Below are 26,868 nucleotides of genomic sequence, written 5' to 3' on the forward strand. Positions count from 1 at the left end.
GGCCCACTCTCGGCAAGAGGCAGGAGATTTCAACTGAGAACTGACCATGACGGGATCAAAGGTCTGTATAGCCCTTTTGCCGCTGGGCTGCGGCCCAAGCGTCCAAAGCCTGAGCGGCCTCGGCTTCATCGGGAAAGATCTCAACGTTCTCTTGCCCTTTGGAGCCCACAAAGCCCCAGTTGCGCACCAGCCGGATTGTGCCGAACAGGTCCCGTTCGATCATCAGGCTGAAGAAGCGTGCCCTTCCCTGCTCCATGTCACGCCGATAGAGCACCAGGTGGTGCCGTATGGGCGATCGGACGTCAGGCATCGATCTCGCCGGTCTCTTACTTGGGGTTGCCCTTCGGGAGTGTCTTCTCAATTTCGCGCATCATCGCTTCCTCGATTTCGTCGAGGTTGACCTTGACGGTATTGCCGCTGGTCTGCCCCTTGGCCCGGGTCACCGGGACCTGCTTGGTCTTGGGCTGGGTGATGGCTATCTGCGCCTGGGCCGGGAAGCGGCCCTCCAAGGTATCGATTAGGCTATTGAGCGCCACGTCGGACAGTGGAATCTCTGGAGTCTCATCGAGCCCACGGAAGGCGATGGATTGATTTGTGTAGCGCCGATCCGCCGTCACCTCAGGCCCGAACCATTCGAGCGGATGAAAGCCCCTCGCCTCTCCGTCTGAGGCAAATTCCACGGTAACGAGATGCAGGACACGAGGCCGGATGATCTCATCCATCAGAACGTTACTTTCGCCGATCGACAGCACGGTTCGGGTGTAGTCCACCTCGCCGGCGCACGCGTCGAGCAGCGCGTGAGCATGGCCAACTGGGATCTCGGTCTCCTCATCGGCCTCACCGTCAGGGCCGAGCGTCCTGAGGATCAGCAGGCCTCTATCCTCTTCAAGGCGAACCCAGGACGAGCGATCCCGCTGTTCTGGAAAGAAGCCCTCAACGTGGCGCAGCCCACCTCTTTCGCGCCGGATCAGGCGGGCGAAGGACGGGGTGAGGAGAAAGCGACGGTGAACAGTCATGAAACCCAAGGAATGTCAGGGATCAAGGGAGCTGCTCATTCGTACATGGCAGAGGCAAGGGGAGGCAACCACGAACCTGCAATATGGTTTCCGCCAAGCTTGCCAACAACGCGAACGAGGCGCTCACAAATGAGAACGCCCTGACAGAGTTAGCCGTGCGGAGCTCACTGTCAGGGCGCTACTTGTGGTGCCGGTTGCAACACCACGGCAGCACTCTGTATCAAGAAGGATGGATATTCAACCACACGCCGTGCACAAGTCCGAATGCCCTGGCGAGACGCTGAGCACCACTGGTCGTTTTCCTGTCACCAGACCGGCACAAAGAATTTGCCATACTTCTGGGCGATGTAGTCCTTCACCTCAGGCGAGCGGTAGATCGCAATGAACTTCGCGATCTCCGGGTCATCCTTCCGATCCGCCCGTGCGACGAACTGCAGGGCGTAATGCGCATCGCCGAACCCATCGGCGATCAACGCTTTATCAGGGTTGCCGCCCGACAGCAGCAGATAGCTGATGCTGACCTGACCTAGGGTCACGTCATCGAGGGCCCGCGGCAATTGCGCGGCTTCCAGTTCCCGGAAGCGGAGGTTCTTGGTGTTGGAGACGATATCGAGAACTGTCGCAGCATCACCCACCCCAGGCTTGAGGCTAATGAGGCCCGCCTTCTGCAGCAGCTGCAGGCCGCGCGCGCCATTCACCGGATCATTGGCAATCGCCACGACGGCATTATCGGGAACCTGGTCAAAGCTCGTGACCTTGTTCGAGAACAGGCCCACCGGCATCACGTACGTCGGTGCAATCGGCGCAAGCTTGTACCCACGCCCCTTGATGGCGGCGTTGAGGAAAGGAAGGTGTTGAAACAGATTGGTGTCGATGTCGCCATTCGCTAGCGCTTCGTTCGGCGTTACCCAGTCAGAAAACTCCACCACCTGAACATCAAGGCCCTGCTGCCGGGCCCGCTCAGCGGCAAAGTTCATGATGTCCGCCACCGGCCCGCCGCTCGTTCCCACCTTCAACGGCTTGGCCAAGGCGGTGCTGGGATCTGATGCCAGAAGCATGAGGCCGACGATGCCGGCAAGAAGGGTGCCAAAGCTGCGGCGTGAGATGGTGCGGTATCGTGTGAGTGATAGGATCATAGGTGGACGTCCTCCGTTCAAGAGTTGAAACGACGCAAGCAGCCCTACTCAGCGGCTGGAGTCACGGTTTGAGAGGGAGTCGCTGAAGAACCAGACGCGCGGAACGACGCGCCTGGATGGCTCCCGGCGAGCCGTGCCCGGCCGTGGCCAAAGAGCTTCTCGCGCAAGGTTCCCTCCGCATAATCGCGCTTGTAGATGCCTCTCTCCTGCAGGAGCGGCACCACCAGATCGACGAAGTCTTCCGGCCCTTCAGGCGTGACCACCCGGCTTAAGTTGAACCCGTCGATGTCAGTATCCTCGACCCAGCTCTGCAACTCATCGGCAATCTCCTCGGCCGAGCCGATGAGCGGCGCGTTGCGGCTGCCGAGGCCCTTCTCGCCGAAGATCTTGCGCAGCGTCCATGTCTCGCTGCTGTCGACCGTGAAGGCCCGCAGGATGGAGTTCGTTGCATCGTTTGCCTCATGGCGGAGCGGCTCATCAGGGTCATAGCGGGAGAAGTCTACGCCCGTGATGCTGGAGAAGTGCGACAGCGCCCCCTCGATGCTGGCGTAGCGATGGTACTCCTCAACCTTCTCCTCGGCTTCCTTGCGGGTCCGCCCGACCACCACGGCGCGTCCGAGAAACACCAGGATGTCAGCGGGATCCCACCCCTGCGCCTCTGCCCGCCGCCGGAGGTCGGCAACGGTCGCGCGGGTGTTCTCCTTCGTCGGACCTGCGAGGAACACGCATTCGGCGTGCTTTGCGGCAAAGTCCTTGCCCCGGGACGACGCGCCGGCCTGATAAAGGACAGGCGTGCGCTGCGGCGATGGCTCCGAGAGGTGAATGGCATCCACCCGATAATGCCGGCCTGTATGCTGAACCCGGTGAACCTTGCGTGGCTCGGCATAGATCCTGCGCTCGCGGTCACGCAATACCGCGTCATCCTCCCAGCTGCCTTCCCACAGCTTGTAGACGACCTCCATGTACTCCTCGGCCGTCTCGTACCGGTCGTCATGCTTCGCCTGCTTGGCCAGGCCCATGCCGCGCGCGGCACTGTCGAGATAGCCGGTGACAATGTTCCAGCCGATCCGCCCGCGCGTGAGATGATCGAGCGTCGACATGCGGCGGGCGAAAAGATATGGCGGCTCGTAGGTGAGGTTGCATGTCACGCCGAAGCCGATGTGCTTTGTGACGGCGGCCATGGCGGGCACAACCAGGAGGGGATCGTTGACCGGCACCTGAACCGCATGGGCAATCGACGGATCAGGGCTGCCCTTGAAGACGTCATAGACCCCGACGATGTCTGCGAGAAAGATCCCGTCGAACTTGCCGCGCTCGGCTGTGCGGGCGAGATCCTGCCAGTATTCGAGCGTGTTGTAGGCTGTCGACCGATCCCGCGGGTGAGCCCACATGCCTTGTTGGATATGGCCGACGCAGTTCATGTCGAAGGCGTTGAGCCGGATCTGCTTTGTCATTTTGAGATATCTTCCGACACTGGGGAATGATCGTCTGAACTCAAACGAAGAACAGAGCCACTCCGGCCAGAGCGACGCCGCCTCCAAAGATGCGGCTCATGGCCGGCACTCTCCGGACGGCGCTTTGCAGGCCGAGGCCGCAGCCGAGAAGGAGCGCGCTGGCAGACAAGAACCCAACCCCATAGTCGACGGCGCTCATGGCTGGTGCGATCTCAGTACCGTGGGCATAGCCATGGAAGATCCCGAAGATCCCGCAGGCGCCGGCGGCGAGAACTATGGACGGTTGCAGGTTGAGCAGCACGGCAAGACCCAGTCCCAGAACTGATGCCGTGATCCCAAGCTCGATCATTGGAACCTCGGATCCCATCAGGGCAGCGCAGAAGCCGAGGGCCATGGCGCCCAGGAAGCTCGCTGGTAGTCCAAGGATCGCCCGCCGGCCGAGGCTCCCGGCCCAAAGCCCAATTGCGGCCATGGCCAGCACATGATCGAACCCGCTGAAGGGATGAGCAAACCCGGACGTAATGCTGGTGGCTGTACCATGACCTGTATGGGCCCATGCTTCGGAGGAGGACAGAGTGGCGAGAACAAGCGCAGCGAGAGCGTATCGTTTCATACTGGATCCAATTGCGAGAAGACATAGTCGGGTGGCGCTCCCCGAGCAGACGTCGCGGAGGGCCAGCGGGTTGAGTTCAGGCTTCGAACTGACCTGCAATCAGGTGTTACGGATGCTTGTGGATGGGATCGACCCAGTACACTTCCTCCGGCTGCTCGACCGGATCGACATCGGTGATGTTGACAACCACCGCCTCGTTGTCGGAGCGCACGAGCACGCATTCGAGCGGCTCGTCCGGGCTGGCATTGATCTCTTGATGCGGCACGAAGGGTGGGACATAGATGAAATCTCCCGGCCCGGCCTCGGCCACAAACTCGAGGTGATCGCCCCACCGCATGCGGGCCTTGCCGCGCACAACGTAGATCACGCTCTCCAGTTCGCCGTGATGGTGCACGCCCGTCTTGGCATTCGGCTGGATCGAGACCGTGCCGGCCCAGATCTTCTGGGCTCCCACACGTGCATGATTGATCGCGGCCTGCCGGAACATTCCGGGGGTCTGGGCGGTGTTGGCATCGAGCTGGTCACCCTTGATCACGCGGACGCCTTCGTGCTTCCAGCGCTCGTGCTCGTGCTCGTGCTCGTGCTCGTGCTCGTGGTGGGAGTGATCGTCATGTTCGTGGTGGTGATCTGCGCTCATGGAACTTTGACTCAAAGTGGTTTGATATACAGGCAAGCCCCGGCCTCTGATCTCAGGCTGGGGCTGATGGATCGTAGTATGACGAACGTGAGCTTGGGGATCGCCTCTACTGTGCCGCGGCTTCCTGAGTGCCGCTGAGCACCGCCGCATTGAACGATGGATCAAGCACATCGGCCGCCTTGAGAGGCTTCGGGATCAGGGCATTGCGGACATAGAGGTCGATGGTCTGCTGCTCGGCCGCCTCGACCGCGGCATCGATCGGCACCGGACGAGCATTCGCTCCCGAGAACCAGCGCAGCGGGATCTCCTTCGGCAAGCCGATCAGCTTCGCCCAGGATGCCGCATAAGACTCCCGGTTGGCCGACTCCCATACGCGTGCCTTGGCCAGGCGGCGGACAAAGTCCTCAAGCTCGCTGCGCTTGGTGCGGATCGCCTCGACATGGGCGGCCTGGAAGCCGAGCCCAGGCGTGATGCCCTGCCCGTCACGCACGATGCGGGCTTCGCCCGACAGAACGAGCTGTGAGGTGTACGGCTCCCAGGTCGACCAGGCATCCAGGCTACCACTGGTCAGCGCCGCCTTGGCCTCCGCTGGCAGGAGGAAGCTCAAAGTCACGTCCGTCTTGGCCAGATTGGCATCCTCGAGGGCTGCCAGCACCAGCTGATGGCCGATCGAGCCGCGGCCGGTGCCAATGCGCTTGCCTTTGAGATCAGCAAAGGTCTTCACGGGAGAGTCCGGGCGCACCAGAACGGCCAGACCGCCCTGGTCGGACCGGGTTGCCAGGATGGCCTTGATCGGGGCGCCGGAGGCCGCCGCGAAGGTGAAAGGCGCATCACCCACGATGCCGGTGTCGATGGCCTCGGCGTTGAGGGCCTCCAGCAGAGGAGCTGCCGCCGGAAACTCGCTCCATTCGAGCTTGTAGGGCAGATCCTTGAGCACGCCGGCGGCTTCCATCAGGGCGCGGGAGCCCCCGCGCTGGTCGCCCACCTTCAGGACGGTTTCAGCCCAGGCGGGCCCCCACGACAGGGCAAGAGCGGCCGCAGCAGCCAGAAGAGATATGCGTTTCATGAGAGTTCTCCTTTATTCGGCCGCCACAGCGCGCTGGCTGGACCGCTCATTGAGCAGGCGGCGGAAGGCCGGGATCAGATCGCGGCCGTACTGAACCGCGTCCTCGAGAGGCTCGAAGCCGCGGATGAGGAAGGTGGTGACGCCAAGATCGTAGTAGTCGAGCAGCGCATCGGCGACCTGCTCGCCCGTGCCGACCAGGGCGGTGGAGTTGCCCTGAGCCCCAGTGACGGCCGCAATGGCGGTGTAGAGGCGCTTGTCGAGGCGATCGCCCTGGGCGGCTGCCGCAAGCAGCCGGCGTGCCCCTTCGTTTGGCGGCGGGGCCGCGGCACCCAGCCCCTTGGCCGTCCGCACCGCCTTGATGCGCTCGAGAAGCGCTTCCGCCCGGGCCCAGGCGCGGTCTTCCGTCTCGGCCAGGATCGGCCGGAACGAGAGACTGAAGCGCACATGGTGCTCGCGCCCGTGCCGGGCTGCGGCCGCGCGGACGCGTGCGATGGTCTCACGCACCTGGGCGTGCGTCTCGCCCCAGAGGGCATAAACATCCGCGTGCTTGCCGGCCACTTCGATGGCCGCATCGGACGAGCCGCCAAAGTACACCGGCAGATGCGGCGTCTGGACCGGCTTCACGGTCGAGAAGGCGCGTTCGAAGCGGTAGTACTGCCCGGCATAGTCGAACGGTGTCTCGCTGGTCCAAGACGCTTTGACCACATCGAGATACTCGCTCGTGCGGGCGTAGCGCTCATCCTTTGTCAGAAAGTCGCCGTCCTGCCGGAGCTCCTGGTCATTGCCGCCCGTGATGATGTGAACCCCGGCCCGGCCGTTGGTGAGATGATCGAGGGTGGCCAACTGGCGAGCAGCCACCGTCGGCGCAGTGAACCCCGGCCGATGCGCGATCATCAGGTGAATGCGCTCGGTGACAGAGGCGGCATAAGCCGCAATGTGCTGGCTTTCCGGTGAGGTCGAGTGGAACGCCACGAGGAAACGGTCGAAGCCGCCGTATTCCTGCGCCTGGGCCAGAGCCCGGATGTAGTCGCGGTCGATGACGGGTGCCTTGGCGGGATGGGCTTCCGACTCGTAATGCGTGCCGACAAAGCCGATGAACTCGACGTCCTTGCTCATGATGGTCTCCTGTTTCTACGATCGGGCGAGGGCGTCAGCCGAGGCGGCCCAGACGACATCGTCCAGCCGCACACCAGAGGCCGCGGGCGCTCGGGGCCTGACGGGGGTGATCGTCTCTTCACCCGGCTCATCCGCGCTCTCGTCTTCGACGCCGAGTTCGCGCAGGAGGCGCGAGCGCAAGGTGGCGAAGGCCGGCTGCGCATGACGGCGCGGGCGTTCCAGGTTGACGTGCAGATCGAAGCCGATGCGGCCCTGGTCCAGCACCAGCACCCGGTCGGCGAGCAGCAGCGCCTCGTCCACGTCGTGGGTCACGAGAAGAACGGCTGGCCGATGGGCCCGCCAGAGCGAGGCGACCAACCCTTGGGTCTTGAGCCGGGTGAGCGCATCCAGGGCCGCAAAGGGCTCATCGAGCAACAGCAGTTTCGGTTCCCGCACCAGAGCCCGGGCGAGTGCGGCGCGCTGAGCCTCGCCGCCGGACAACGTCAGGGGCCAGGCCTCAAGCCGATGGCTCAATCCTACTTCGGATAAGGCGGCAATCGCACGCTCGCGGGCGTCAGGTGTGCGCAATCCCAGCGCCACATTGGCCCACACCCTCTTCCACGGGATGAGACGCGGCTCCTGGAACACCACGGCCCGCTCTGCCGGCACTGTGACGGTTCCGGCCGGAGCCTCGTCGAGGCCGGCCAGGGTCCGCAGGAGCGTCGACTTGCCCGAGCCGGAGCGGCCGAGCAGAGCCACGAACTCCCCGGTCCGGATGGTCAGGTCGAGACCATCAAGGATGTTGGGGCCGCGGCCGAAGGAGCGCACGAGGTTCGAGACATGCACCACCGGGTGCTGCCGCGCCGCCAGAGCAGGATGAGCGTTCATGGGATCAGTCCTTCAGGAAGCTGGGTCGCCAGGCGAGCACCCGACGCTCGAGAACACGGACGATCTGATCGGCGCTCAGCCCCAGGATGGCGTAGACGATCAGGCCCACGAGAATGATGTCGGTGCGCAGGAAGTCGCGGGCGGTCATGACCAGGAAGCCGATGCCGGAATCCGCGTTGATCTGTTCGGCCACCACGAGGCTGAGCCAGGCGACGCCGAGCGCATAGCGAAGCCCAACCAGGGCCGACGGCAGGGCTCCTGGCAGCACGATGTGGAACACCTGCTCGCGCCGGGTCAGGCCCAGGGTGCCGCCAGCCTCGATCAATTTGGCGTCGACGCCGCGGATGCCGGCAAAGAGCGTGAGGTAGATCGGGAACATCGTGCCCAGGGCGACAAGCGCGATCTTCGGTGTCTCGCCGATGCCGAACCACAGGATGAACAGCGGCACGAGCGCCAGAAACGGCAATGTTCTGAGCATCTGCAGGGTGGCATCGAGTAGGTCCTCGCCGCGCCGGGAGAGGCCAGCAATGAGGGCGAACGTGGTGCCCACCACGATGCCGATGCCCAGCCCTGTTGCTACCCGGCCCAGGGACACCAGGAGGTGCCGGGGCAACTCGCCGGAGGTGATCAGCTCGGCAAACGTGCCGGCGATCATCACGGGTGAAGCGAGCGTGCGGGTCGGAATCAGGCCGGCACTGGCTGCGACCTGCCACAGGACGACGACGAGAAGCGGAGGGAGATACCGGCGATAGCGCAGCCATCGGTCTGAGCCGGTGCTCGCCGCAGTCGTGGAGGCGACAGCCGCACTCATCGGGCTGCTCCTCGGCGAACAATCTGAAGATTGATCGGAGCCCGCGATGAAACCGTCTCGGTCTTGGGAGCCTCAGCCCCGATCAGGCCTGCGAGCTGTTGCGCGGCAGTGCTCACCCGCTCCCGGACGCCGGCCTCGTCCAGTTGCCCGTCGACGAAGTCGGCATCGCTCGCGTAGACGGCTGTCGGGACAGTCAGAGCCTCAAAGAAGCCGAAGAGCGGCCGCAGGGCGTGTTCCACCACCAGTGCATGGCGCGCGCCACCTCCGGTGGCGGTGAGCAGCACGGGCTTGCCGATCAAGGCGCGGGGATCAACCAGATCAAAGGCATGCTTGAACAAGCCCGTGTAAGCACTTTTGTACACCGGTGTGCCGACGATCAGCGCATCGGCTTGCTCGATAGCATCGATAATGTGAGCCGCCGGCAGGGTCAGGTCCTGGCGCTGGAGAGCGGCACCCAGGCCCGGACCAGCGTCGGACAGGTCGAAGATCTCGAGGCGTGCCGGTCGATGGCTGTTCACCTCGGCGGCGACCATCTCGACGAGGCTGCGGGTCTTGGAGGGACGACGCGGGCTGCCGGAAAAGCCAACAATGCGGGGCAGACTCATGGCACAAGTTCTCCTTCCGCCGGCAGAAAGCCGCGACGTTGATCAATCAGGGTCGGGAGGAGCGCAGCGTTGAAGGAGGCCTCGTGGACCGCCACCTCACCGTACGTGCGCAGGGGTGAGGTGAAGCTAAGCAGGTTTCAGCGGGGTGGCCATCGGATGCTGGATGTGATTCCATCTTCTTGTTTGGTTTGGAATGCGGATCATGGCAGGCAAATCCCCTGTTGTCGCAAGCGCCGCGCAGCGGCGTGAGCTCATGGCTCTGAGCCACTCGCGGGATCGGGGCGAGGCCGACCGGGCGCGGGCGCTCCTGCTGACCCTGGCCGGCTGGACGAGCCCGCGGATCGCCGAGGCCTTCGGCGTGCGCGAGGATACGGTGCGGCTCTGGCGCAGCGCTTTCATGACGGGTGGGGTCGACGCGCTGCGGCGCTCCGTTGCCCCGGGGCCGGCTCCAGTCAAGGCCGAGCAGGCGCTCGCGGTGGCCGAGGCGGTTTTGTCGGGACCAGTGGCGGATCGCCCCAACTGGACCTTGCCGCGGCTGGCCGACGAGATCGAGAAACGCTCCGGCGTGCGCATCTCGCGCTCACGGCTCTCCGTCGTGCTGCGCCAAAAGGGGCTTTCCGCTGGCGCCGGCCGCGCCACACCCTGAAGGGCCGCCAGGATGCCGACGCCGTGGATCGCGCTGGCCTGCGCCGCAAGCTCCTGAAGGCGCAGGCCGAGGCCGGCGACATCGTGCTCTTGTTCGGCGATGAGTCTGAGGCGCTCACCCATCCCTATTTGGCTCATGCCTGGGCCAAGAAGGGCGCGGATCTGCGCATTCCCGCGCCCGGACAAGCCGCCAAGGTGGCGATGCTCGGGGTGCTCGACTGGGCGCCGCGCGACCTGATCGTGCGTACCAGCCGGAGCAAGCGCAGTGCCGACTTCATCGCGCTTCTGGACCAGATTGACAGGCAGTATGGCCCGATGCCCGGCCGTGCGCAGAAGCCGATCGTGCTCGTCCTCGACAACGGCCCGATCCACACCAGCAAGGCAACGCGCGCTGCCCTCGCTGAGCGGGCCTCCTGGCTCACGGTCGAATGGCTGCCAAAGTACGCCCCCGAACTCAACGACATCGAGGAGCTCTGGCGCGATCTCAAGCAGCATCATCTTGCTCACCAGACTTTCTCAGGGCCGGAAAGCCTCGATGCCGCCATTCACCAGGCCACCATGAAACTCAATCGCGAGCGAAATCGCCATCCGTTGCCCAACCACCGAATCGCTGCTTAGGAGGCTTCTGGGATCGCTATGACCCTGGAGCTAGAAGTCGTCATGCCTTCAACCTTCCTTCAATAAAGCTTGCGATGCGGTTGCCCTACGACCGGGTGAGTATCCAATGCTGATTGACTGCGGGGCCCGGTTCAACACTGTCCTGTGATGACAGAAAGGGTCGCTTCAAAACCGCAACCTGTCAATGGGAACGTTCTTTCTTTAGAACGGACGATATGACGATAAGCTTCTACCCAAGTGGCTGCTAAGAGAAGAAACCAACTGCCGAAGCGCGAAATTGGTCCTATAGTGCTGCGGCGCAGCCGTGACGGAGGCCTGGTTGTTCGTTTTATCGCACAGATTTGCCCAGAATTTGCGAGACCGCAGTCGAGTCAGAAGCGATCAGGAGGATTCAGAAACGATACGGGCGGTTGGTAGGGCAACGCACGGCTGATATGTTACAAAGGGTTTGGTTGAACCCGTCACTCTGTGTCTTGTCGAGTATCCATGGCGTCCGCACCCTTCTCCCGGCGACTCAAGACTGCGTCCAAGTCTCTTCCTGAGTTGTCTGTCGATCTCAGCGCCGTGATTATGGCGGCCACGCCAGAGGAGCCTCGGGTGCTCACCGTCCACTTCGACCCGCAGCAGATCGATGCCCTGCCCTCCGGCCCCCTGCAGTCACAGCATCGCACCCTCGAGATGGGCTTGCGGACGTGGGTGGCCGAACAGACCCAGCTGACCCTCGGCTATGTCGAGCAGCTTTATACCTTCGGCGACAGGGACCGGGCGGAGGCCGATGTCCAGGGTGAGGGGCATTCCCTGTCGATTGCCTATCTGGCACTCGTGCGGGAGGCCCGCCCCGCAGGATTAGCTCATGCGGCCTGGCGCGACTGGTACTCTTTTCTCCCCTGGGAGGATTGGCGGGATGGGCGCCCAAAGGCGCTCGATTTGATTGAGCCGAGGCTGAAGGTCTGGGCCAAGGCTGGCGGCAAATCCCTCCGTTCGTTTCGCGAGGAGCGGATCGAACTCACGTTCGGGTTTGAGGCTAAAGACTGGACGGATGAGCGGGTACTGGAGCGCTACGAACTCTTGTTCGAGGCGAGGCTCGTTCCTGAAGCCCTCCGCGACGCACAAGTATCCGGGTCCTCTAAGGTGCGGTTCGCGCACGGTCAGCCGATGGCGCTCGACCATCGCCGCATTCTGGCGACAGCCATCGGACGCCTGCGGGCCAAGATTAGGTACCGGCCAGTGATCTTCGAGCTGATGCCGGCGTCCTTCACCCTGCTCGACCTCCAGAAGACAGTGGAAGCGCTGTCCGGTGTCCGGCTGCATAAGCAGAACTTCCGCCGGTTGGTGGAGATGCAGGGCTTGGTGGAGGAAACCGGAGAGATTTTGGCCGACACAGGCGGGCGCCCGGCCCGGCTGGTGCGCTTCCGGCGCGCGGTCCTGGTCGAACGTCCAGCGCCCGGCGTGCGCCTGCCCCGCCTGAGATGAGGCATCTGTTTCGGCAGATTGTGGGTTGACGCGAGCTTATACTCCCGCCTAGCATAAGTCATATGCCGGCTACCCAGCCGGCTTTCCTACACGCATAAATGCTCATTTAGAGCATTTATGCGTTCTACTAATGCTCTAAATGAGCATAGGAGGCTGCCATGGCCAGCGCTGCTTCGTTTGCGTCTCTGCCCCTGCCTGAGCTCTACGCCCGCGTACGGCATCACGTCCCGGCCATGGAATGGCCTGTATTCGCCCGTGACATCGAAGCCATCCTTACACTCAAGCGCCAGCACAATGCAGTCATCCTGGCGCACAACTACCAGACGCCGGAGATCTTCCACACGGTGGCCGATATCGTCGGTGACAGCCTGGCCCTGGCGCGTGAGGCGGTGAACACTGACGCGGATGTGATTGTGCTCGCGGGTGTGCACTTCATGGCGGAGACCGCCAAACTGCTCAATCCGGACAAGACGGTGCTCATTCCGGACGCTGAGGCCGGCTGCTCGCTCGCCGAGTCGATCACGGCCGAGGACGTGCGTCGCTTAAGGTCGCGCTATCCGGGCGTGCCGGTGGTCACCTATATCAACACGTCTGCGGCTGTGAAGGCGGAGTCGGATATCTGCTGCACGTCGGGCAATGCCAAGAAGGTCATCGAGTCGCTTGGGGTTGATCGCGTGATCATGCTGCCGGACGAGTTCCTGGCTCAGAATACAGCCACTCAGGTGCTCGGCATTGAGATCATCACCTGGGCAGGGCACTGCGAGGTGCATGAGCGCTTCACCCCTGAGGACATCCGTGCCGTGCGCGAGAGCTACCCGGACGTGGTCGTGCTCGCCCACCCTGAAGCGCCGCCCGAGGTGGTGGCGGGGGCCGACTATGCCGGATCGACGGCTGGCATGGCTGACTTCGTCGGCGAGAAGCGCCCGGCCCGGGTCGCCCTCGTGACCGAATGCTCGATGAGCGACAACGTGGCGGCTCTCTATCCCGAGGTCGAGTTCGTGCGGCCCTGCAACCTGTGCCCGCACATGAAGCGCATTACCCTGCCCAAGATCCGCCGGGCTCTGGAGCGGCGTCAGCATGAGGTTACCATTGATCCGGCGGTAGCCGAGCGGGCGCGGCTGGCGGTCGAGCGCATGCTCGCTGTGCGCTGAGGATCGATCATGACCACCACCAATTCACTTGACCACGTTGTGGTTGTGGGTGGCGGCATCGCGGGATTGTCGACAGCCCTTCATCTGGCACCGCTGCCCGTGACCCTGCTTGTGGCATCGCCACTTGGACAGCAAGCCTCTACACCCCTCGCTCAGGGTGGAATAGCCGCCGCCCTCGGAGCAGACGACCACCCTCTCCTGCACGCCGCCGACACTCTTCAGGCGAGTGCCGGTCTCGGCGATCCTGGCGTTGCAGCGCGCGTCGCAGGCGCCGCTCCTTCCTGCATCGAATGGCTGGTTGCTCAGAGCGCCTCCTTTGATCGAACCACGTCGGATGAGCTAATCCTTGGGCTCGAGGCCGCCCACTCACGCCGGCGGATCGTGCATGCCCAGGGAGACCAAACCGGCAAAAGTGCTCTGGACGCGCTCATCCTTGCTGTCAGGAACTCCCCCTCGATTCAGATCCTAGAGGACCACCGCGTCACGGATCTGGCGCTGGATGCAAATGGTGCAGTGGCCGGCGTGTTCTGTGCCCCTTGGGGATCCGATGGCAGCGATGAGCCTGTACTGATCCCCGGCCGTGCCGTGGTGCTGGCGACAGGCGGGATCGGCGGTCTCTACGCCTATACCACCAATCCCCTGAGTGCCCGAGGAGCGGGACTGGCGCTGGCAGCCCGTGCGGGAGCTGTCCTACGCGATCTCGAGTTTGTTCAGTTCCATCCCACAGCCATCGCAGCCGGTCGTGATCCGATGCCGCTCGCGACCGAGGCTCTGCGTGGCGAAGGGGCGGTGCTCGTCAACAGTCGCGGTGAGCGCTTCATGCAAGGCATCCCCGGAGCTGAGCTGGCACCGCGCGATGTGGTAGCGCGAGCGATCTTCGCCCAGATCTGCGCCGGTGAACGCGTGCTCCTCGACACGCGACATGTGCTTGGGGGCAGCATCGCCAGCAAATTCCCCGGCGTGACAGACCTGTGCCAGGCCGCCGGCCTCGATCCGGTGCGTGATCCCATTCCGGTGCGCCCGGCTGCCCATTTCCATATGGGCGGGATCAAGGTGGATCATCAGGGCCGCAGCTCGGTTGAAGGACTCTGGGCCTGCGGCGAAGTCGCCTCAACCGGCCTGCACGGGGCGAACCGGCTGGCGAGCAACTCTCTGCTTGAAGCGCTGGCCTATGCGGGGTGGATTGCTGACGACATCAAGAGCCGAGCGCGACGCTCGTTGGCGGCCCAGTCCCCCTCACCTTCTCTCACTCTGCAGCCATCCGACTCTAGTGATCAGCCATCTCCGCTTCTCCCGCAGGTCCGATCGCAAATGGACCGGCAGGTTGGCGTGTTCCGCGAAGCGGCAGGGCTGACGGAGGCGATCTATCAGCTCCGAAGACTGGTTTGCGAGGCGCAATCAACGGACGAGCGCGATGCCGCGTTGGTCAGCCTGATGATCGCGGTCTCGGCGTACAGTCGACGGGAGAGCCGGGGGGCTCATCAGCGGCTGGACCACCCGGCCCAAATGCCTGAACAGCATACTGAGATCACCCTCGATTCAGCGCTGCGCATCGCAGCCCAGATCGACAGCGAAACCACTGCACCTGCCAGGAGAGTCGCATGAAGCCGTTCCTTGCCGCACCGAACACCCTCGCCCCGCTTCCGCGCCTGCTGGTGGAGCCGATCGTGCGCGCGGCATTGCTCGAGGATCTCGGCCGGGCGGGCGACATCACGACCGATGCCGTCATTCCCGCAGACGCCAGGTTGCGCGGCGCCATCGTGGCCCGGGAGCCCGGTGTGGTCGCAGGCATCGATGCGGCGCTGCTTGCGTTCACCTTGATCGACCCTGACGTCACGGTCGCCATCGAACGCTCCGATGGCAGCCGGGTTGATCGAGGAGAGGCTGTTCTGCGGGTGGAGGGGCCAGCGCGGAGCATTCTCTCGGCGGAGCGTGTGGCGCTCAATCTGCTCTGTCGGCTGTCGGGGATCGCAACGGCGACCGCAACTCTCGTCGACGCGGTCCAGCCCCATGGCCATGCGCGGATCGTCTGCACGCGCAAAACCACCCCGGGGCTGCGCTCGCTGGAGAAGCACGCTGTTCGGGCGGGTGGAGGAATCAACCATCGCTTTGGGCTGGATGATGCCGTTCTCATCAAGGACAACCACATCGCTATTGCCGGAGGTGTCCGGCCGGCGCTGGAGCGGGCCCGTGCCAGTGTGGGGCATCTCGTCAAGATCGAGATCGAGGTCGACACTCTCGACCAGCTGGACGAGGTGCTGCAGGTCGGAGCCGACGCGATCCTGCTCGACAATATGAGCCCGGGCACGCTGGCCGAGGCCGTTCGGCGCGTGAACGGGCGAGCCATCACGGAAGCCTCGGGGCGGGTCACGATGGCAACGGCACCTGCAATCGCCGCGTCAGGCGTGGATCTGATCTCGACGGGCTGGATCACGCACAGCGCCCCTATCCTTGATCTTGGTCTAGACGTGGCCTGAGGCAGCTTGCTCTTGGAATACACTGGCATGATCCGGCCTGTGGTGAGGCTAAAATGCACCAGCGAAGCGATCAACTCTCCAACACAATGCATAACCCGCCCCAACAGCGCTGCGGCAGCGCGCTTAGGCTCGAATGATCAGCGGTGAATGGGCTTTCGCCCTGCTCTGACTCGGAGTCTTGCCGACACAGAGAAGCGCCTGGCAATGAGCCAATGCGATCCTCTTGGAGGAAGATTGGCCCCAAGTCATTTCTTCAATGACGGAACGACCAAGCCACATGACCGATACTTTTGTATTCTGTGACCTCAAAGACCGGCCAGCAGCAGGCTCAGACCGATCAAGGCGGCAAAGGAGACGACAAACCGCATGGCGGCCTGTGTGAAGGTCGGGGCGTGCGCCGGAGCAAAGATAGGCGCTGCAACCTCTGTCGGCGGCATGATGAAGACCTCAATGAATTCGGCGCGTTATGAAGGAATGGTGGAGAAGGCGATCAAATCGTGTCGCTCGGCCACGCTATGTGTCCGATTTCGGCGCGGATGTCTGTAGCCGGCAGGTCACACGGCGGGCCGTGATGCGCCTGATCCGAAGATCTTCGAAAGCAGCATTGCCGATCAGTCGGAACGGCCTACATCCAAGATGTGCGTCATTCCCTTGGCACACCAGCGCCCCGGTCGAGGTTTCAGACAGCGCCTCAACTGGGGCGCTTCTTTCTCTCACACACCCTGAGGCGCGGTGCCTCGGTTGTTCGTCCTCACGGCTGGTTGGCCGAGCCAGGCGCACAGCTCTTCCAAAGACGGAAAGCTATGCTCAACCTCTCGGAATGGCGCAGGCCGCCTGCTCCGCGGCAGCTCCTCGAGTAGCTCGGCCGTCCAGGTGTACGGCTGGCGCAAGCCGCTTCTCACCACGCTGGCCACGATGGTGTCGCCGAGGAGAAGGTCATAGGCGCCGGGCGCCAACTGGATCAGGCTGTAGGTCATTGCGGGCTCTCGTCCGTGGCAAGCTGGCGATCGATCCACTCGCGGGCCTTGGCCAACGCCGTCTCGCGCTCTGGGGCCATGATCAGGGTCGGCTGCCGGTCGGGCCATTCCACAAGGGCCATCCAGTCAAGGCCGTTCGGGCTGAGGCGGATGGAAAAGCCGTGATGGTCGATGAGGGTGGTGTCCTGAGGAGAGAGACCAGTTATCATGGGGTGGAGGGGGGTCTGTTGTGCGGGAGTGATATCTGGGAGGGGCAGCACACCTTTGGGGTGCTGCGGTGATATATGGTGGGCCTGGAGGGACTTGAACCCCCAACCAGACCGTTATGAGCGGCCGGCTCTGACCATTGAGCTACAGGCCCCACCGTCACCCTGTGGATGCGATCTCTCTCATAGGGGGTCAAAGGTTTCCTGGAAAGCATCAGCGCCTCGGCGGCTGCAGCGAGCGGGCGAGGTCGCGGATCACGCTGTCCTCAATGGTGAGCCCATAGCGTTCGTCTTCGTCCTCGGCATCGAAGGCGAACCCGGATGAGGCTGGCGCCCGAGACTGCCGTATCGGGTGTGGTTCGGTTTCCTGATCCGCATGATCCAGGGCATCGAGCAGGGAATGGAGAGCCGCATTCGACGCCTCCCCTTCAGGCCCGGAGGGCAGCCCGTCGACGGCAATGGCACGCAGCCGGTAGCTCGGATCAGCCGAGACCTCGGGACCGAACCAGGCCGGCGGCTGGAATTCCCCTGCTTCCTTGTCGTGCTTGAACGCCACGCTGACCAGATCGAGCGGTCCCGGCGTGACGAAACGCTGGAGGACGGCAACATGATCGCCGAGATCGACGACGATGCTCAGGTACTCGATCTGTCCTGCGGTCAAGCCGAGCAGGGCTTCGGCCTGCGCCGGGGAAATCTCAGTCGCCTCCTCGCGCGGACCGTTCGCGGAATGCGAGGCAAGGACCAGATGGCCGGTATCGCCTGTCACCTGCACATGCATGCTGCGGGTGGAGTGTTCAGGAAAATAGCCCTGCCGGACGAGCTTGCCTGCCCTCTCCCGCTCGATCAGCCGAGCCAGACCAGAGGCCAGCAGAAAGACACGGGTGGAACTCATTGGTGGGCCTCTCATCATCGGGCGGTAGCGCCAAGGTAGGTTTTGGGCACAGGCCAGGAAAGGCAACCCACGTCTCTCGCTGAGACCGTCCAAGAGTTCACGGTGGTCTCCTGACCTCTGGCAGCCCACGGCATCCCCTCACCTCACCTGTTCTCGGCGATCTGGCGTCTGATCAGCTTGTGCGCCGCGGCGATCAAGGTTTCGCGATCGCCCGCCAGCAGGATCGTCGGCCGCTGGCCCTACCGTGCGATAAACGAAACCCAGCCAGTCTGCGTCGGCCCGAACCGGATCCGATGCTCCAGGAATTGCACCTCCTCGATCAGGTCAGGATCGGACAGGGCCTGAGACGCCAGATCGAGTTGCGACGTCATCGCTCGCGCCTCACCGTTGGCAGGGCCGACCTCTCGGCCCTCTGATCACGAGCCCGCGGCCAGAGCGCTGGCTCGGGGGCAGCCGAGACGAGCTCCGAGAGGTAGGCCTCCTTCACGAGCGCCAGCGCCGGTCCGGAGCCGCTGCGGATCAGGGCGACCTGCTCCAGAATGATCTCAGGCTGTGGCTGGATGGCCGCAGTCAGGATGCGACGGATCGGGCGCAGCGGCGCGACAACAGTTCCGAAGGGGATCTCTGTCGCATTCAGGGCCTCGTTCATGGTCGCTGTCAGGCGTTGCGGCACGAACCAGTTCCCGGCCCTGGCGAGCGGCAGCGTGCCGCGCATCAGCCGGACCTGCCGGTAGTGAATGGTTTCGCCGGGATCGAGCGCAAGAGCTGGCAGAACGTCCTCGGGAACGATTGCCGGTGCAAAGCGCTGACGGACATCGACGGTGATCGGTCCGTCCGAGAGGCCATGCTCTTCGCACCAAGCCAGAAGTGTTTCGTTGCCGTTGCACCGGCGATAAGACGCGTGTTGAGCGCCCAGATGAGGGCATTCGGATCCGCCGTGCCTGTCATGACGGTCACGTCCTCTGCCCGCTGGCGGTGGCCTGCCGACCGATCGCATGTGAGACCAGCTCCAGCTCATGAACGACGCCGCCGAGCGCTCCGACAGCTAATTCGTCGACGACAAGCATGTCGGTGTCGGGCGCCCCATCGGTCGAGACGACGAAGGGGACCTGGCGAAGCGCACTCATCGCAATCCCGCTCAACCAGCCACAGACGGCACTGGTTGAGCGGCTCCCCATCAGCTCGGGCTCAAGAAGCGGCTTCATGCTGCTCGTTCGCTGAGCGCAGCACCTGCCTGGATGCGCGGCGACGCTGCGGGGCAGTGTGGTTCAGCTTTGCCTTCAGGATAGGCGAAGCGGTGAAGAGAATGACCCGGCGGGGCTCAATCGGCACCTCGACGCCGTTTTTGGGATTGCGCCCCATACGCTGCGCCTTGTCGCGCAAGGTCAAGACGCCGAACGAGGACAGTTTAACGTTCTCGCCCTCTGCCAGCGCGGTGCAGATCGTCCCAAGAACCTGACCGACCAGCTCTGCGGCATGGTCTTTCGTGACGATGCCCTTTTGGTACACGGCCTCCGCCAAATCGGCGCGGGTCAAGGTCTTGCCTGCCATCGGCACATCTCGATCGGGTTGAAAAAGGGGCTGCCGTTACCAGCAGCCCGAGGTTGGGAGGAAGACATTCCTCAGAGGAGCGAGGACACGGGGCAGTGTCTCGCGTAAGTGACTTAGCATTAAGGATGTAGAATTGAAGGCTTGTTGCGTGAGTGTAATCGATTTCGTAATTTTATTCTGCGATTCGCTTGAGACCTGTGTCTGGAAGGCCACAGGTTGGCAATGGCTGGACCACTCACGACTACGCTGCGGGCGAGCGGATCGAGCGTTGAGGCCATGCTCTCAGGATCAATCAGGCGGTGAATTCAGATCTCGCAAGCGCTACGAGCGAACGCGCTACGCCCGAAATTGCTTTTCACCACAGGGTCGCCGAGCCATGCGCACACCCCTTCCAAGGTTGGAAAGCTATGTTCGATCTCTTTGAAGGGAGCCGGACGCTTGCCGACGGGCAGATCTTCGAGCAGTTCGGCCGTCCAGATCGTATCCGTGGTCCGGTAGCCGGATCTGACAACGCTACCCATCAGTTCGCCGTCCAGGAGGAGATCGTAGGCGCCCGGCGCAAGTTGAACGAGGCTGTAGGTCATCATGTGCTCTTAGCAGACTGAAGTGAAACCTCATTCGCGCATCTCCGCGAAGATGCCGATGGCTTCTTTAACACATCACGTTCCATGCGCGTGCGGTCGTGCTCACGTCGGAGCCGCCCGATCTCCGCCGTCTGGTCGGCTGGAGAGGCCATGGGAGAGGCACTGGGCGATAGGGTTCTGGTACCAGCCCTGGATCGAGGAGGACCACCATTCACAACCGCCCGCCAGTTGCGCAGCATGGAGGGAGAAATCCCCAGTTCTGTTGCGATCTGCATCAGCGGTCGACCGCGGCTCTCCAGAAGTGCAACAGCCTCTCGTTTGAACTCCGGAGTGAAATCCCGTCTCGTCTTCGTCATCGAACGCCCCCCGCTCCCTCAGGAGCTTAGCAGAGGTGTCCATCAACGAGAGGGAAAATCAATTGACCAGCCCCCGGATAAGGGAACGGTGCCGTTGGATCCGACTACAGCGCCCGGTTGAGCTCGCCGAGCGAATGCCGCTCGGCGAGCTTTACCCTCCACCCAATCTCGCGGTGCTCGTCGGCCATGGCGCGCGCAACCAATTTATCGAGATTTGGATTATGCCCGTCCAGCCGCAGGATACCGTTGGCGTCACCGAAGAGAATGTCGCCGGAGGAGATGACACTGCCACCGATGGTGACGGAGCCAAACAGTTCACCGCCAGGCTGGTTCATGACGCGGGCGGTGATGACATTCGTGCCGCGCGCATAGATCGGCATCCCGATTTCCCGCAGTTCCTCAATGTCCGTCACCACGCCGTCCACGACCACGCCCGCGGCGCCCGCGTGGTGGGCCGCCAGTGCCACCATCTCGCCGACACAGGCGATGTGGTGATCGCCTTGCCGGTCGATGACCAAGATGTCTCCTCGGCGAAGCGCTTCTAGCGCGCGGAACACCGGCGTGCTGTCAGGGAGGGGCTGGCGCACCGTGAGTGCACGGCCGACCATGCGCCTGACCGGCACCAAGGCACGGATCTGAGGCGACAGTGCACCGCCGGAGACATGATGGCCAAGGGTGGCGGGCTGCACGTGGGCAAGCCTCGCGAACAGCTCCGCGTCGTCGGTGGCGGGATTGCGCGGGTGTTCGATCATGCTCTGTCCTTTCGGATTGCAGATGCGACCCCAACGGCGTCAATGCAGCCCTGGTGCAGGAACATGAGGTCGTTTCCCATGAGCAGCATGTCGCCGCCCTCGTCTGCCAGTTCCGCCGCCTGTTCGGCCGTAGCCGGGGCGCAGGGCAGCATGACCTTGATGTCCCTGGAGTGGCACTTGGCGATGAGTTCGCGCATGGCGGCTCGCACCTCAGGCTGGCGCATGGAGTAATCGACATCGATCCCGCGCGAGAGGGCATAGTCCGCCGGTCCGAAATGCACGGCGTCAATGCCAGGAACGTCCAGGATCGCGTCGATCTCGTCGAAAAACTCGAAGCTCTCAGCCATGGGGATGACGAGTGTCTCGTCGTTCTCCCGGCGTATGTAGTCCGGCCACGAAAAGCCGGGACCGCCGTAGCTCGCCGTCCGCACGGAGCTGTCGCCGCCACGCCGACCAAGCGGTGGGAACTTTGTCGCCTGGATGATGCTGTGCATCTGCGCAGCGCTGTGGACCTGCGGCACGATCACGCCGCTGGCGCCTGCTTCCAGAACCTTGCGTAGGCCCGTAGGGTTACTGTCGGGCACACGCACCAGGGGTGCAATGCGCGCAGCATGCGCCGCCAGAATCATCCGCTCCAGCGGCAGATCGGCTCCCAAAAGCGTGTGCTCGCTGTCGATAAAGACGAAGTCGAGCCCCCTGAGGCCAGCAATCTCCACCGCCGCTGGCGCGCCGGAGTAGACATTGATGCCGAAGGAGAGCCGGGAGGCGGCGAGCTTCTGCCTGAGGTTGTCCATCGTTTGAGAGCTCATATTACTGAAGGAAGCGCGCAGATACGATAATCTTGCGGACGGCGATCACGGAAGGGATGGACTTCGTAGATGCCCGGATCGCGGATGATCGACTTCACCCGCGCGCGCTCAATTTCAATGTCGCAATAGAAGATGCCGTCGCTCATGCCGGCGTTGATGATCTGCTTGCCGTCCGGCCCGATCACATGACTCGATCCCATAAAGGGCATGCCGTTGTCGACATCGTTACGGTTAGCTGCGAGGAGGAACACGAAGTTCTCTGCCGCGCGGACCGTGGTGAAGATGTCTGGCAGGATGCGCGCAGCCTCGGGCCAGGCAGCGGGCACCACGATCAGGTCGGCGCCTTCCAGTGCCAGCGTGCGGGTTACTTCAGGGAAGCGGACTTCGTAGCAGATAGCCATGCCAATACGGCCGATCGGCGTATCGAACACGGAAGGCGTGCTTTCCGCTGGGATGTCGACGAAGCGGTCGCCAATCATGAAGGGCAGATGCATCTTGTGATGCAGGCCGATAATGCCATTGGGACCGATCAGGGCGGAGGTGTTGTAAGCGTGCTCGCCCTTGACTTGGTAGAAGCCCACGACGATCAGGATGCCGGTGTCGCGCCCCACAGCAACGATCGGCTCGAGGTCGCCTCGCTCGATATCGATGGACGCCTTGCGGAGGCTGTCCCGATCGTCGAACGAGCCGCCCGTCAGGAAGCATTCAGGAAATGCGATGAGTCGCGCCCCGCCCGCTGCGGCCTCGCGGGCTTTGGCGGCGACGAGCCTTGTCGTGGCAGCGGTATCGCCTGGAATCGGCGAGAACTGGGCGAAGGAGATCTTCATATCGTGCTTCCGGTTGGTGGTTGGACTGCGCGCGCGCTGAGCCGCGCGCAGCAGTCTGCGATCAGTCGAGCTTGAAGCCGACGGCGTCGAAGACCGTCGTGGTTATGTCGGGATCGAAGGTCTGAGCGTATTTGGCGATGACGGGCTTAACGGCCTGTTTCATGTTCTCCATCTCGGCCGGGCTAACATCGCTCACGACGTTGCCCGCAGCGCGAATCTTGTCGAGCGCGACGGTCTGCGCATCGCGCGAGATTTTGCGCTGCTCAATCGCAGTCTCACGCGCTACGTCGATAATAAGGGCCTGCTCATCCTTGTTCAGCTTGTCCCAGAAGGGTTTGCCGATGAGCACGATCTGCGGGTTGTAGTTGTGGCGGGTAACAGTGATGTACTTCTGGACTTCGTAATACTTGGAGCCCAGCATGAAGGGAGCCGTGGTCTCCTGGCCGTCCACGGCACCAGTTTCCAGTGCGGAGTAAAGTTCGCTGATCCCCATGGGCGTTGGGTTCGTACCCAGTGCGGACCACATGTCTACCAAGAGCGGGTTCTGCTGCACGCGGATCTTGAGGCCTGACATGTCCTTGAGGCCCTTTACCTCGCGGCGGTTGTTGGACAAAAGGCGGAAGCCCTGCTCCCAGAACGCCAAGCCGATGACATTGTGGGCCGGGAGCTTGTCGGTCAGCTTCTTGCCGACATCACCGTCGAGCAGGCGGTCCATGACCCCCACGTCCTGATAGATGAACGGCAGGTCGAGGATGCCGAAATCCTTTTCCTGCGAGATCATGTTGCCCGCATTCCAGACCATCATCTCGATGACGCCGCCTTGGAGCGAGGACAGCACCTGCACGTCCCCGCCCAGGACGCCGTTGGCGAAAACCTTGGCCTTGAGCTTATTACCGCTGCGCTCGGCTAACTTCTTGGCGAAGATATGCATGCCAAGGACCGGCGGCGTACCCTCCTGGCCGGTCGCCGCGAACTTGATCATGCGGCTGTTGTATTCCTGGGCATGGGCGGTTCCGCCCAGGAGTGCCAGAGAAAGAAGAATTCCTACGATTTTTTTCATGTCACAACCTCTGGTGTTTGATGTCAGGCTTATAGAGTTCAGTGCGAAATCCACTGGGCCGGTACTGTGACCAGCTCGGGGAAGATGACGAGAAGGAACAGCACCGCGAGCTGCGCCAGGAAGAACGGCATCGTCCCCCGAACCAGTTCGTCGTAATCGAGCTTGCCGACAGCGCAGACTACGTTCAACACCGTGCCGACCGGTGGCGTGATGAGGCCGATGGCACCGTTGATCATGAACATTACACCGAAGTAAATCGGATCGACTCCCGCCTTGGCGACCACCGGGACGAGGATCGGTCCCAGCAGAAGAATCGTCGGGGTCAAGTCCATGGCCGTGCCGACAAGAATGATGATGAGCATCAGCACGAAGACCAGCAGGCGCGGGCTTTCCATGAAGGGGCCAATCATCTCTACGATCTGGCCGGGGATGTCGGCGATGGCGATCATCCAGGCTGGAATGGCGGCGGCGGCGACCAGGAACATGACGCCCGCCGAAACCTTACCCGCTCGCAGTACTAGGGCGGGAAGATCGGATATTTTAAGTTCGCGGTAGACGAAGAGCGACACGAACAGCGCATAGGTCGCTGCGACGGCGGCCGCCTCCGTGGGAGTGACGACCCCGAAGCGCAGACCCACCACGATGATGACCGGCAGCATCAAGGCCCACAGGCTGTCGACGAAGGCGGTGCCCTTCTCACGTAAGTTCGCCCTAGGGGCCGGCGCCACATTCTCGTTGCGGGCGACGAAGAACCAAGTCACGGCGAGGGCGACGGCAATCATCAGACCGGGCATGATGCCGGCGAGGAACAGCTTGCTGATGGACAGGTTGGTGGCGACGCCGAAAACGATGAAGCCGATGCTGGGCGGGATGATCGGTCCGATGATCGCCGAGGAGGCGATGAGGCCGCCCGCGCGTGCTCGGTTATGGCCGGCGGCGATCATCATGGGCAACAGCAGGGCGGACAGCGAGGCGGCATCGGCTAACGCGGAGCCGGAGAGGCTCGACAGCAGCACGCCCGCGAAGATCGCCACAAATCCGAGGCCGCCACGGCGATGGCCAACGAGGCTCTGCGCAAGCGCGATAATACGTCGGGACAGGCCGCCTTCGTTCATCATCTCGCCCGCCAGGATAAAAAGCGGAACCGCTATCATGGCGAAACTGTCGACGGAGTTGATGATATTCTGTGCCAGGATCTGACCGTCGAACAGGTCCATCTGCCACATGAGCGCGGCGCCGGTGATGATGAGTGCGTACGCAATGGGCGCGCCGATCGCAATCATCAGCAGCAGGGTAGAGGAGAACAGTGCAATCGTCATTTCGAACCGACTTTCGCAACGGTGAGATGGGTTTTGTTGCCAAGGTCGGTGGCCACGCGGTCGGCTTCGGCTTCATCTTCGCCAGCGCTGACGACGAGGTCCGCGTCGTTGAGGCGTCCGGTCAGCAGAAGCGCGAGTTGTGTGACGAGGAATAGACCACTGGCTACCGCGAAGAGCACGCCGGCGGCATAAAGGACCGCAATGGGAAGGCGCGTTGCCGGCGAATAGACGTGCAGGTTAATCATCATCTGCGTCCAGCTTCCGGTCAGGAGCAGCCAAGTCGCATAGATCATGATGATATGGATGAGGCCGAAACATAGGCGGCGCAGCAACACCGGCAGCCGCCGGACGAGCATGTCGACGCCGATGTGCTCGTGGTCGTAGAGCACGAGGATGGACCCAATGAAGGTCATCCAGGCGAACAGAAGGCCAGACATGCCGTCCGACAAAAAGATGCCTGAATTGAAGACATAGCGAAGGAAAACATTCGCCGTGACGAGGATCAGGATACTCGTCAAGCTGAAAATGACCATCCATTCGAGCAAGCGCAGATAAAATGTCTTGAGCGTATGCGCCATATACCATCCTCCGTTGGTCCAACCGGGGTGGTCGCCTGACGGTATCAAGGTTGCACCGAACGCATAGCCTCGACTGTCCATCTGCGATTTCGTGGCACGCTCCGTTTACCGGAATCTGCTTGACCACACCTCCACCGATGCCAGAGTCCTAGTCAGTTGTATGAGGACTGTCAACTGATGATATCACAGTTACGCGATGTTCAGCTGACGGTATCGTTCGAGGCTTCCTGCAAGGTGAAAGCGCATGGCGTCCCGCGCTCCAAGCACGTCGCCCCGGCCGATCGCTTGGGCGATGCGGTCGTGCTCTTCGGTCATCTTGGTGAGATACTCGCGTGTGATCTTGGGGATTGTGGCGTGGATCAGCTGACTGCGCGGGATGATGACGGGGCCCACGAAGTCCATGAATCGCGGCATGTAGGAGTTACCGGACGCCACCGCGATGGCCCTGTGGAAATCGAAGTCGAGCTGGCGCGGATTGTGATTGAAGGCTTCTGGATTGGACATGGCCTGAAGACAATCAAAGATCTTCGTCAGGTCCATTTCGTTGTGGCGCTGCGCCGCGAGGCCGGCGGCCTCAACCTCGACCCCGATGCGCAGTTCAAGGATCTCGATAATTTCTGACAGCTCACCGGCCGACTCTGGTGGGATGCGGAGCGTGACGCTGCCCTGCCCGGCAACGAAGACGCCAATCCCCTGGCGGGACATCAGCAGTCCTTCGGAGCGCAGATGCGCGATTGCCTCACGCACCACAGTCCGGCTGACGTTGTAGATATCGCAAAGCTCGGCTTCGATGGGAATCTTGCTGCCAAGGGAATACTCGCCGGAGCTGATACGCTCAGCGATGTCTTTCGCTACAACACTTGCCAGACTGTCACGCCGCTGTCTCAAATCAGCCCTCATTCGGTTAATCATATTATGACTGATATAATAGCTCATACGGAAAGATGGCCGCAAGGGGCTTGGGCGGCCTTCACGCTGATGTAGCACTCCGCGTCGCCGGAGTCCTGCTCACGCGAGCCGTAGGACCAATCCTTGCGCCCACCAAAGGGCAGGTACAAGTCGCCGGCGGCAGGTTGGTCATGCCTGGTTCGGCGATGTGCTTGAAGTGGGAGATGTACTTCAGGCTGGTGGTGATACCAGATGACAGGCTGAAGGGCGTGTCGCTGGCAATCGTGAGGGGCTCCTTATAGCCCTGACGCGGATGGCGCCGGCCGCGGGCCCGAAGGTCTCCACGCGCCTGATACGCATGGCGTTGGTGGCCTTGGTGAACAG

At 62.7% G+C, this 26,868-nt stretch carries 32 protein-coding genes, 1 tRNA gene and 2 pseudogenes; 6 read left to right on the forward strand and 29 right to left on the reverse strand.

Annotated elements, in window-relative coordinates:
* Positions 1 to 55 precede the first annotated feature (55 nt).
* The 11 genes from U0023_RS23905 to msuE form a co-directional block, all read right to left on the reverse strand.
* A complete protein-coding gene (locus tag U0023_RS23905; RefSeq protein WP_009488459.1) occupies positions 56 to 310 on the reverse strand; it encodes a WGR domain-containing protein in 255 nt (84 codons plus the stop codon).
* Positions 311 to 326: 16 nt separating this feature from the next.
* Positions 327 to 1,016 carry a hypothetical protein gene (locus U0023_RS23910; RefSeq protein WP_009488458.1) on the reverse strand — a complete coding sequence of 230 codons (690 nt, stop codon included), beginning with the start codon at positions 1,014 to 1,016 and terminating at the stop codon, positions 327 to 329.
* A gap of 305 nt (positions 1,017 to 1,321) precedes the next feature.
* Positions 1,322 to 2,152 carry a MetQ/NlpA family ABC transporter substrate-binding protein gene (locus tag U0023_RS23915; RefSeq protein ID WP_009488457.1) on the reverse strand — a complete coding sequence of 277 codons (831 nt, stop codon included), beginning with the start codon at positions 2,150 to 2,152 and terminating at the stop codon, positions 1,322 to 1,324.
* A gap of 44 nt (positions 2,153 to 2,196) precedes the next feature.
* On the reverse strand, positions 2,197 to 3,606 hold the full coding sequence (locus tag U0023_RS23920; RefSeq protein ID WP_009488456.1) for an LLM class flavin-dependent oxidoreductase: 1,410 nt from the start codon (positions 3,604 to 3,606) through the stop codon (positions 2,197 to 2,199).
* 40 nt (positions 3,607 to 3,646) lie between these two features.
* Complete coding sequence (locus U0023_RS23925) at positions 3,647 to 4,219, reverse strand: HupE/UreJ family protein (RefSeq protein WP_009488455.1); 573 nt, start codon at positions 4,217 to 4,219, stop codon at positions 3,647 to 3,649.
* 106 nt (positions 4,220 to 4,325) lie between these two features.
* Complete coding sequence (locus tag U0023_RS23930; protein WP_322883829.1) at positions 4,326 to 4,856, reverse strand: cupin domain-containing protein; 531 nt, start codon at positions 4,854 to 4,856, stop codon at positions 4,326 to 4,328.
* 106 nt (positions 4,857 to 4,962) lie between these two features.
* The gene (locus tag U0023_RS23935; RefSeq protein ID WP_009488453.1) at positions 4,963 to 5,922 is read right to left on the reverse strand and encodes an ABC transporter substrate-binding protein; all 960 of its coding nucleotides are present in this window, start codon (positions 5,920 to 5,922) and stop codon (positions 4,963 to 4,965) included.
* Positions 5,923 to 5,934: 12 nt separating this feature from the next.
* On the reverse strand, positions 5,935 to 7,038 hold the full coding sequence (locus U0023_RS23940) for an LLM class flavin-dependent oxidoreductase (protein WP_009488452.1): 1,104 nt from the start codon (positions 7,036 to 7,038) through the stop codon (positions 5,935 to 5,937).
* Positions 7,039 to 7,053: 15 nt separating this feature from the next.
* Positions 7,054 to 7,905: an ABC transporter ATP-binding protein gene (locus tag U0023_RS23945; protein WP_009488451.1), complete on the reverse strand. Its 852-nt coding sequence runs from the start codon at positions 7,903 to 7,905 to the stop codon at positions 7,054 to 7,056.
* A gap of 4 nt (positions 7,906 to 7,909) precedes the next feature.
* Positions 7,910 to 8,716: an ABC transporter permease subunit gene (locus tag U0023_RS23950; RefSeq protein WP_009488450.1), complete on the reverse strand. Its 807-nt coding sequence runs from the start codon at positions 8,714 to 8,716 to the stop codon at positions 7,910 to 7,912.
* Entirely contained in the window at positions 8,713 to 9,321 is a 609-nt protein-coding gene (msuE, locus tag U0023_RS23955; protein ID WP_009488449.1) for an FMN reductase, read from the reverse strand. The genes U0023_RS23950 and msuE overlap by 4 nt, the downstream gene beginning before the upstream one ends.
* Positions 9,322 to 9,574: 253 nt before the next feature.
* Between msuE and U0023_RS35910 the strand changes: the two are divergent.
* From U0023_RS35910 to nadC, 6 genes and pseudogenes are all read left to right on the forward strand, one after another.
* A pseudogene (locus U0023_RS35910) lies at positions 9,575 to 9,859 on the forward strand (helix-turn-helix domain-containing protein); the annotation flags it as partial.
* The gene (locus U0023_RS23965) at positions 9,841 to 10,584 is read left to right on the forward strand and encodes an IS630 family transposase (RefSeq protein ID WP_245272828.1); all 744 of its coding nucleotides are present in this window, start codon (positions 9,841 to 9,843) and stop codon (positions 10,582 to 10,584) included. The pseudogene U0023_RS35910 and the gene U0023_RS23965, both read left to right, overlap by 19 nt.
* 486 nt (positions 10,585 to 11,070) lie before the next feature.
* Positions 11,071 to 12,057 carry an NUDIX hydrolase gene (locus U0023_RS23970; RefSeq protein WP_009488443.1) on the forward strand — a complete coding sequence of 329 codons (987 nt, stop codon included), beginning with the start codon at positions 11,071 to 11,073 and terminating at the stop codon, positions 12,055 to 12,057.
* A gap of 158 nt (positions 12,058 to 12,215) precedes the next feature.
* Positions 12,216 to 13,208 carry a quinolinate synthase NadA gene (gene nadA / locus U0023_RS23975; protein ID WP_009488441.1) on the forward strand — a complete coding sequence of 331 codons (993 nt, stop codon included), beginning with the start codon at positions 12,216 to 12,218 and terminating at the stop codon, positions 13,206 to 13,208.
* A 9-nt stretch (positions 13,209 to 13,217) separates the two neighbouring features.
* The gene (locus U0023_RS23980) at positions 13,218 to 14,813 is read left to right on the forward strand and encodes an L-aspartate oxidase (protein WP_009488439.1); all 1,596 of its coding nucleotides are present in this window, start codon (positions 13,218 to 13,220) and stop codon (positions 14,811 to 14,813) included.
* Positions 14,810 to 15,685, forward strand: a complete 876-nt coding sequence (gene nadC / locus U0023_RS23985; protein ID WP_009488437.1) for a carboxylating nicotinate-nucleotide diphosphorylase — start codon at positions 14,810 to 14,812, stop codon at positions 15,683 to 15,685. The genes U0023_RS23980 and nadC overlap by 4 nt, the downstream gene beginning before the upstream one ends.
* 305 nt (positions 15,686 to 15,990) lie before the next feature.
* Here nadC and U0023_RS23990 read toward each other — a convergent pair whose 3' ends face one another.
* The 18 genes and pseudogenes from U0023_RS23990 to U0023_RS24075 form a co-directional block, all read right to left on the reverse strand.
* Positions 15,991 to 16,122, reverse strand: coding sequence for a hypothetical protein (locus U0023_RS23990; RefSeq protein WP_009488435.1), 132 nt, complete (start codon positions 16,120 to 16,122; stop codon positions 15,991 to 15,993).
* A gap of 276 nt (positions 16,123 to 16,398) precedes the next feature.
* Positions 16,399 to 16,662: a hypothetical protein gene (locus tag U0023_RS23995; RefSeq protein ID WP_009488433.1), complete on the reverse strand. Its 264-nt coding sequence runs from the start codon at positions 16,660 to 16,662 to the stop codon at positions 16,399 to 16,401.
* Entirely contained in the window at positions 16,659 to 16,871 is a 213-nt protein-coding gene (locus U0023_RS24000) for a hypothetical protein (protein WP_009488431.1), read from the reverse strand. Before U0023_RS24000 ends, U0023_RS23995 begins: the two co-directional genes overlap by 4 nt.
* 76 nt (positions 16,872 to 16,947) lie before the next feature.
* Positions 16,948 to 17,023 (reverse strand) — tRNA-Ile (locus U0023_RS24005).
* A gap of 59 nt (positions 17,024 to 17,082) precedes the next feature.
* Positions 17,083 to 17,760, reverse strand: a complete 678-nt coding sequence (locus tag U0023_RS24010; protein ID WP_009488429.1) for a CYTH domain-containing protein — start codon at positions 17,758 to 17,760, stop codon at positions 17,083 to 17,085.
* A 239-nt stretch (positions 17,761 to 17,999) separates the two neighbouring features.
* Positions 18,000 to 18,131, reverse strand: coding sequence for a hypothetical protein (locus tag U0023_RS24015; RefSeq protein ID WP_009488427.1), 132 nt, complete (start codon positions 18,129 to 18,131; stop codon positions 18,000 to 18,002).
* Positions 18,128 to 18,757, reverse strand: coding sequence for a hypothetical protein (locus U0023_RS24020; protein ID WP_052600395.1), 630 nt, complete (start codon positions 18,755 to 18,757; stop codon positions 18,128 to 18,130). Before U0023_RS24020 ends, U0023_RS24015 begins: the two co-directional genes overlap by 4 nt.
* A complete protein-coding gene (locus tag U0023_RS24025; protein ID WP_040637705.1) occupies positions 18,714 to 18,965 on the reverse strand; it encodes a hypothetical protein in 252 nt (83 codons plus the stop codon). Before U0023_RS24025 ends, U0023_RS24020 begins: the two co-directional genes overlap by 44 nt.
* Positions 18,949 to 19,311: an integration host factor subunit alpha gene (locus U0023_RS24030; protein WP_009488419.1), complete on the reverse strand. Its 363-nt coding sequence runs from the start codon at positions 19,309 to 19,311 to the stop codon at positions 18,949 to 18,951. The genes U0023_RS24025 and U0023_RS24030 overlap by 17 nt, the downstream gene beginning before the upstream one ends.
* A 305-nt stretch (positions 19,312 to 19,616) precedes the next feature.
* Positions 19,617 to 19,898 (reverse strand): hypothetical protein, encoded by a 282-nt coding sequence (locus tag U0023_RS24035; protein WP_052600394.1) that lies wholly within the window; start codon positions 19,896 to 19,898, stop codon positions 19,617 to 19,619.
* A 16-nt stretch (positions 19,899 to 19,914) separates the two neighbouring features.
* Positions 19,915 to 20,251 (reverse strand): annotated as a pseudogene (locus U0023_RS24040) (transposase); the annotation flags it as partial.
* Between the two features lie 104 nt (positions 20,252 to 20,355).
* Positions 20,356 to 21,003: an RraA family protein gene (locus tag U0023_RS24045; RefSeq protein ID WP_009488415.1), complete on the reverse strand. Its 648-nt coding sequence runs from the start codon at positions 21,001 to 21,003 to the stop codon at positions 20,356 to 20,358.
* Complete coding sequence (locus tag U0023_RS24050; RefSeq protein WP_009488413.1) at positions 21,000 to 21,797, reverse strand: HpcH/HpaI aldolase family protein; 798 nt, start codon at positions 21,795 to 21,797, stop codon at positions 21,000 to 21,002. The genes U0023_RS24045 and U0023_RS24050 overlap by 4 nt, the downstream gene beginning before the upstream one ends.
* Before the next feature lie 11 nt (positions 21,798 to 21,808).
* Positions 21,809 to 22,639 carry a carbon-nitrogen hydrolase family protein gene (locus U0023_RS24055; protein WP_009488411.1) on the reverse strand — a complete coding sequence of 277 codons (831 nt, stop codon included), beginning with the start codon at positions 22,637 to 22,639 and terminating at the stop codon, positions 21,809 to 21,811.
* Between the two features lie 61 nt (positions 22,640 to 22,700).
* Positions 22,701 to 23,699: a DctP family TRAP transporter solute-binding subunit gene (locus tag U0023_RS24060; protein ID WP_009488409.1), complete on the reverse strand. Its 999-nt coding sequence runs from the start codon at positions 23,697 to 23,699 to the stop codon at positions 22,701 to 22,703.
* Positions 23,700 to 23,737: 38 nt separating this feature from the next.
* The gene (locus U0023_RS24065) at positions 23,738 to 25,018 is read right to left on the reverse strand and encodes a TRAP transporter large permease subunit (RefSeq protein ID WP_009488407.1); all 1,281 of its coding nucleotides are present in this window, start codon (positions 25,016 to 25,018) and stop codon (positions 23,738 to 23,740) included.
* The gene (locus U0023_RS24070) at positions 25,015 to 25,596 is read right to left on the reverse strand and encodes a TRAP transporter small permease (protein ID WP_009488405.1); all 582 of its coding nucleotides are present in this window, start codon (positions 25,594 to 25,596) and stop codon (positions 25,015 to 25,017) included. The genes U0023_RS24065 and U0023_RS24070 overlap by 4 nt, the downstream gene beginning before the upstream one ends.
* Before the next feature lie 189 nt (positions 25,597 to 25,785).
* Positions 25,786 to 26,532: a FadR/GntR family transcriptional regulator gene (locus U0023_RS24075; RefSeq protein ID WP_009488403.1), complete on the reverse strand. Its 747-nt coding sequence runs from the start codon at positions 26,530 to 26,532 to the stop codon at positions 25,786 to 25,788.
* Between the last annotated feature and the right edge of the window lie 336 nt (positions 26,533 to 26,868).

Origin of the sequence: Microvirga lotononidis (assembly GCF_034627025.1) — a bacterium.
Lineage (GTDB): Bacteria > Pseudomonadota > Alphaproteobacteria > Rhizobiales > Beijerinckiaceae > Microvirga > Microvirga lotononidis.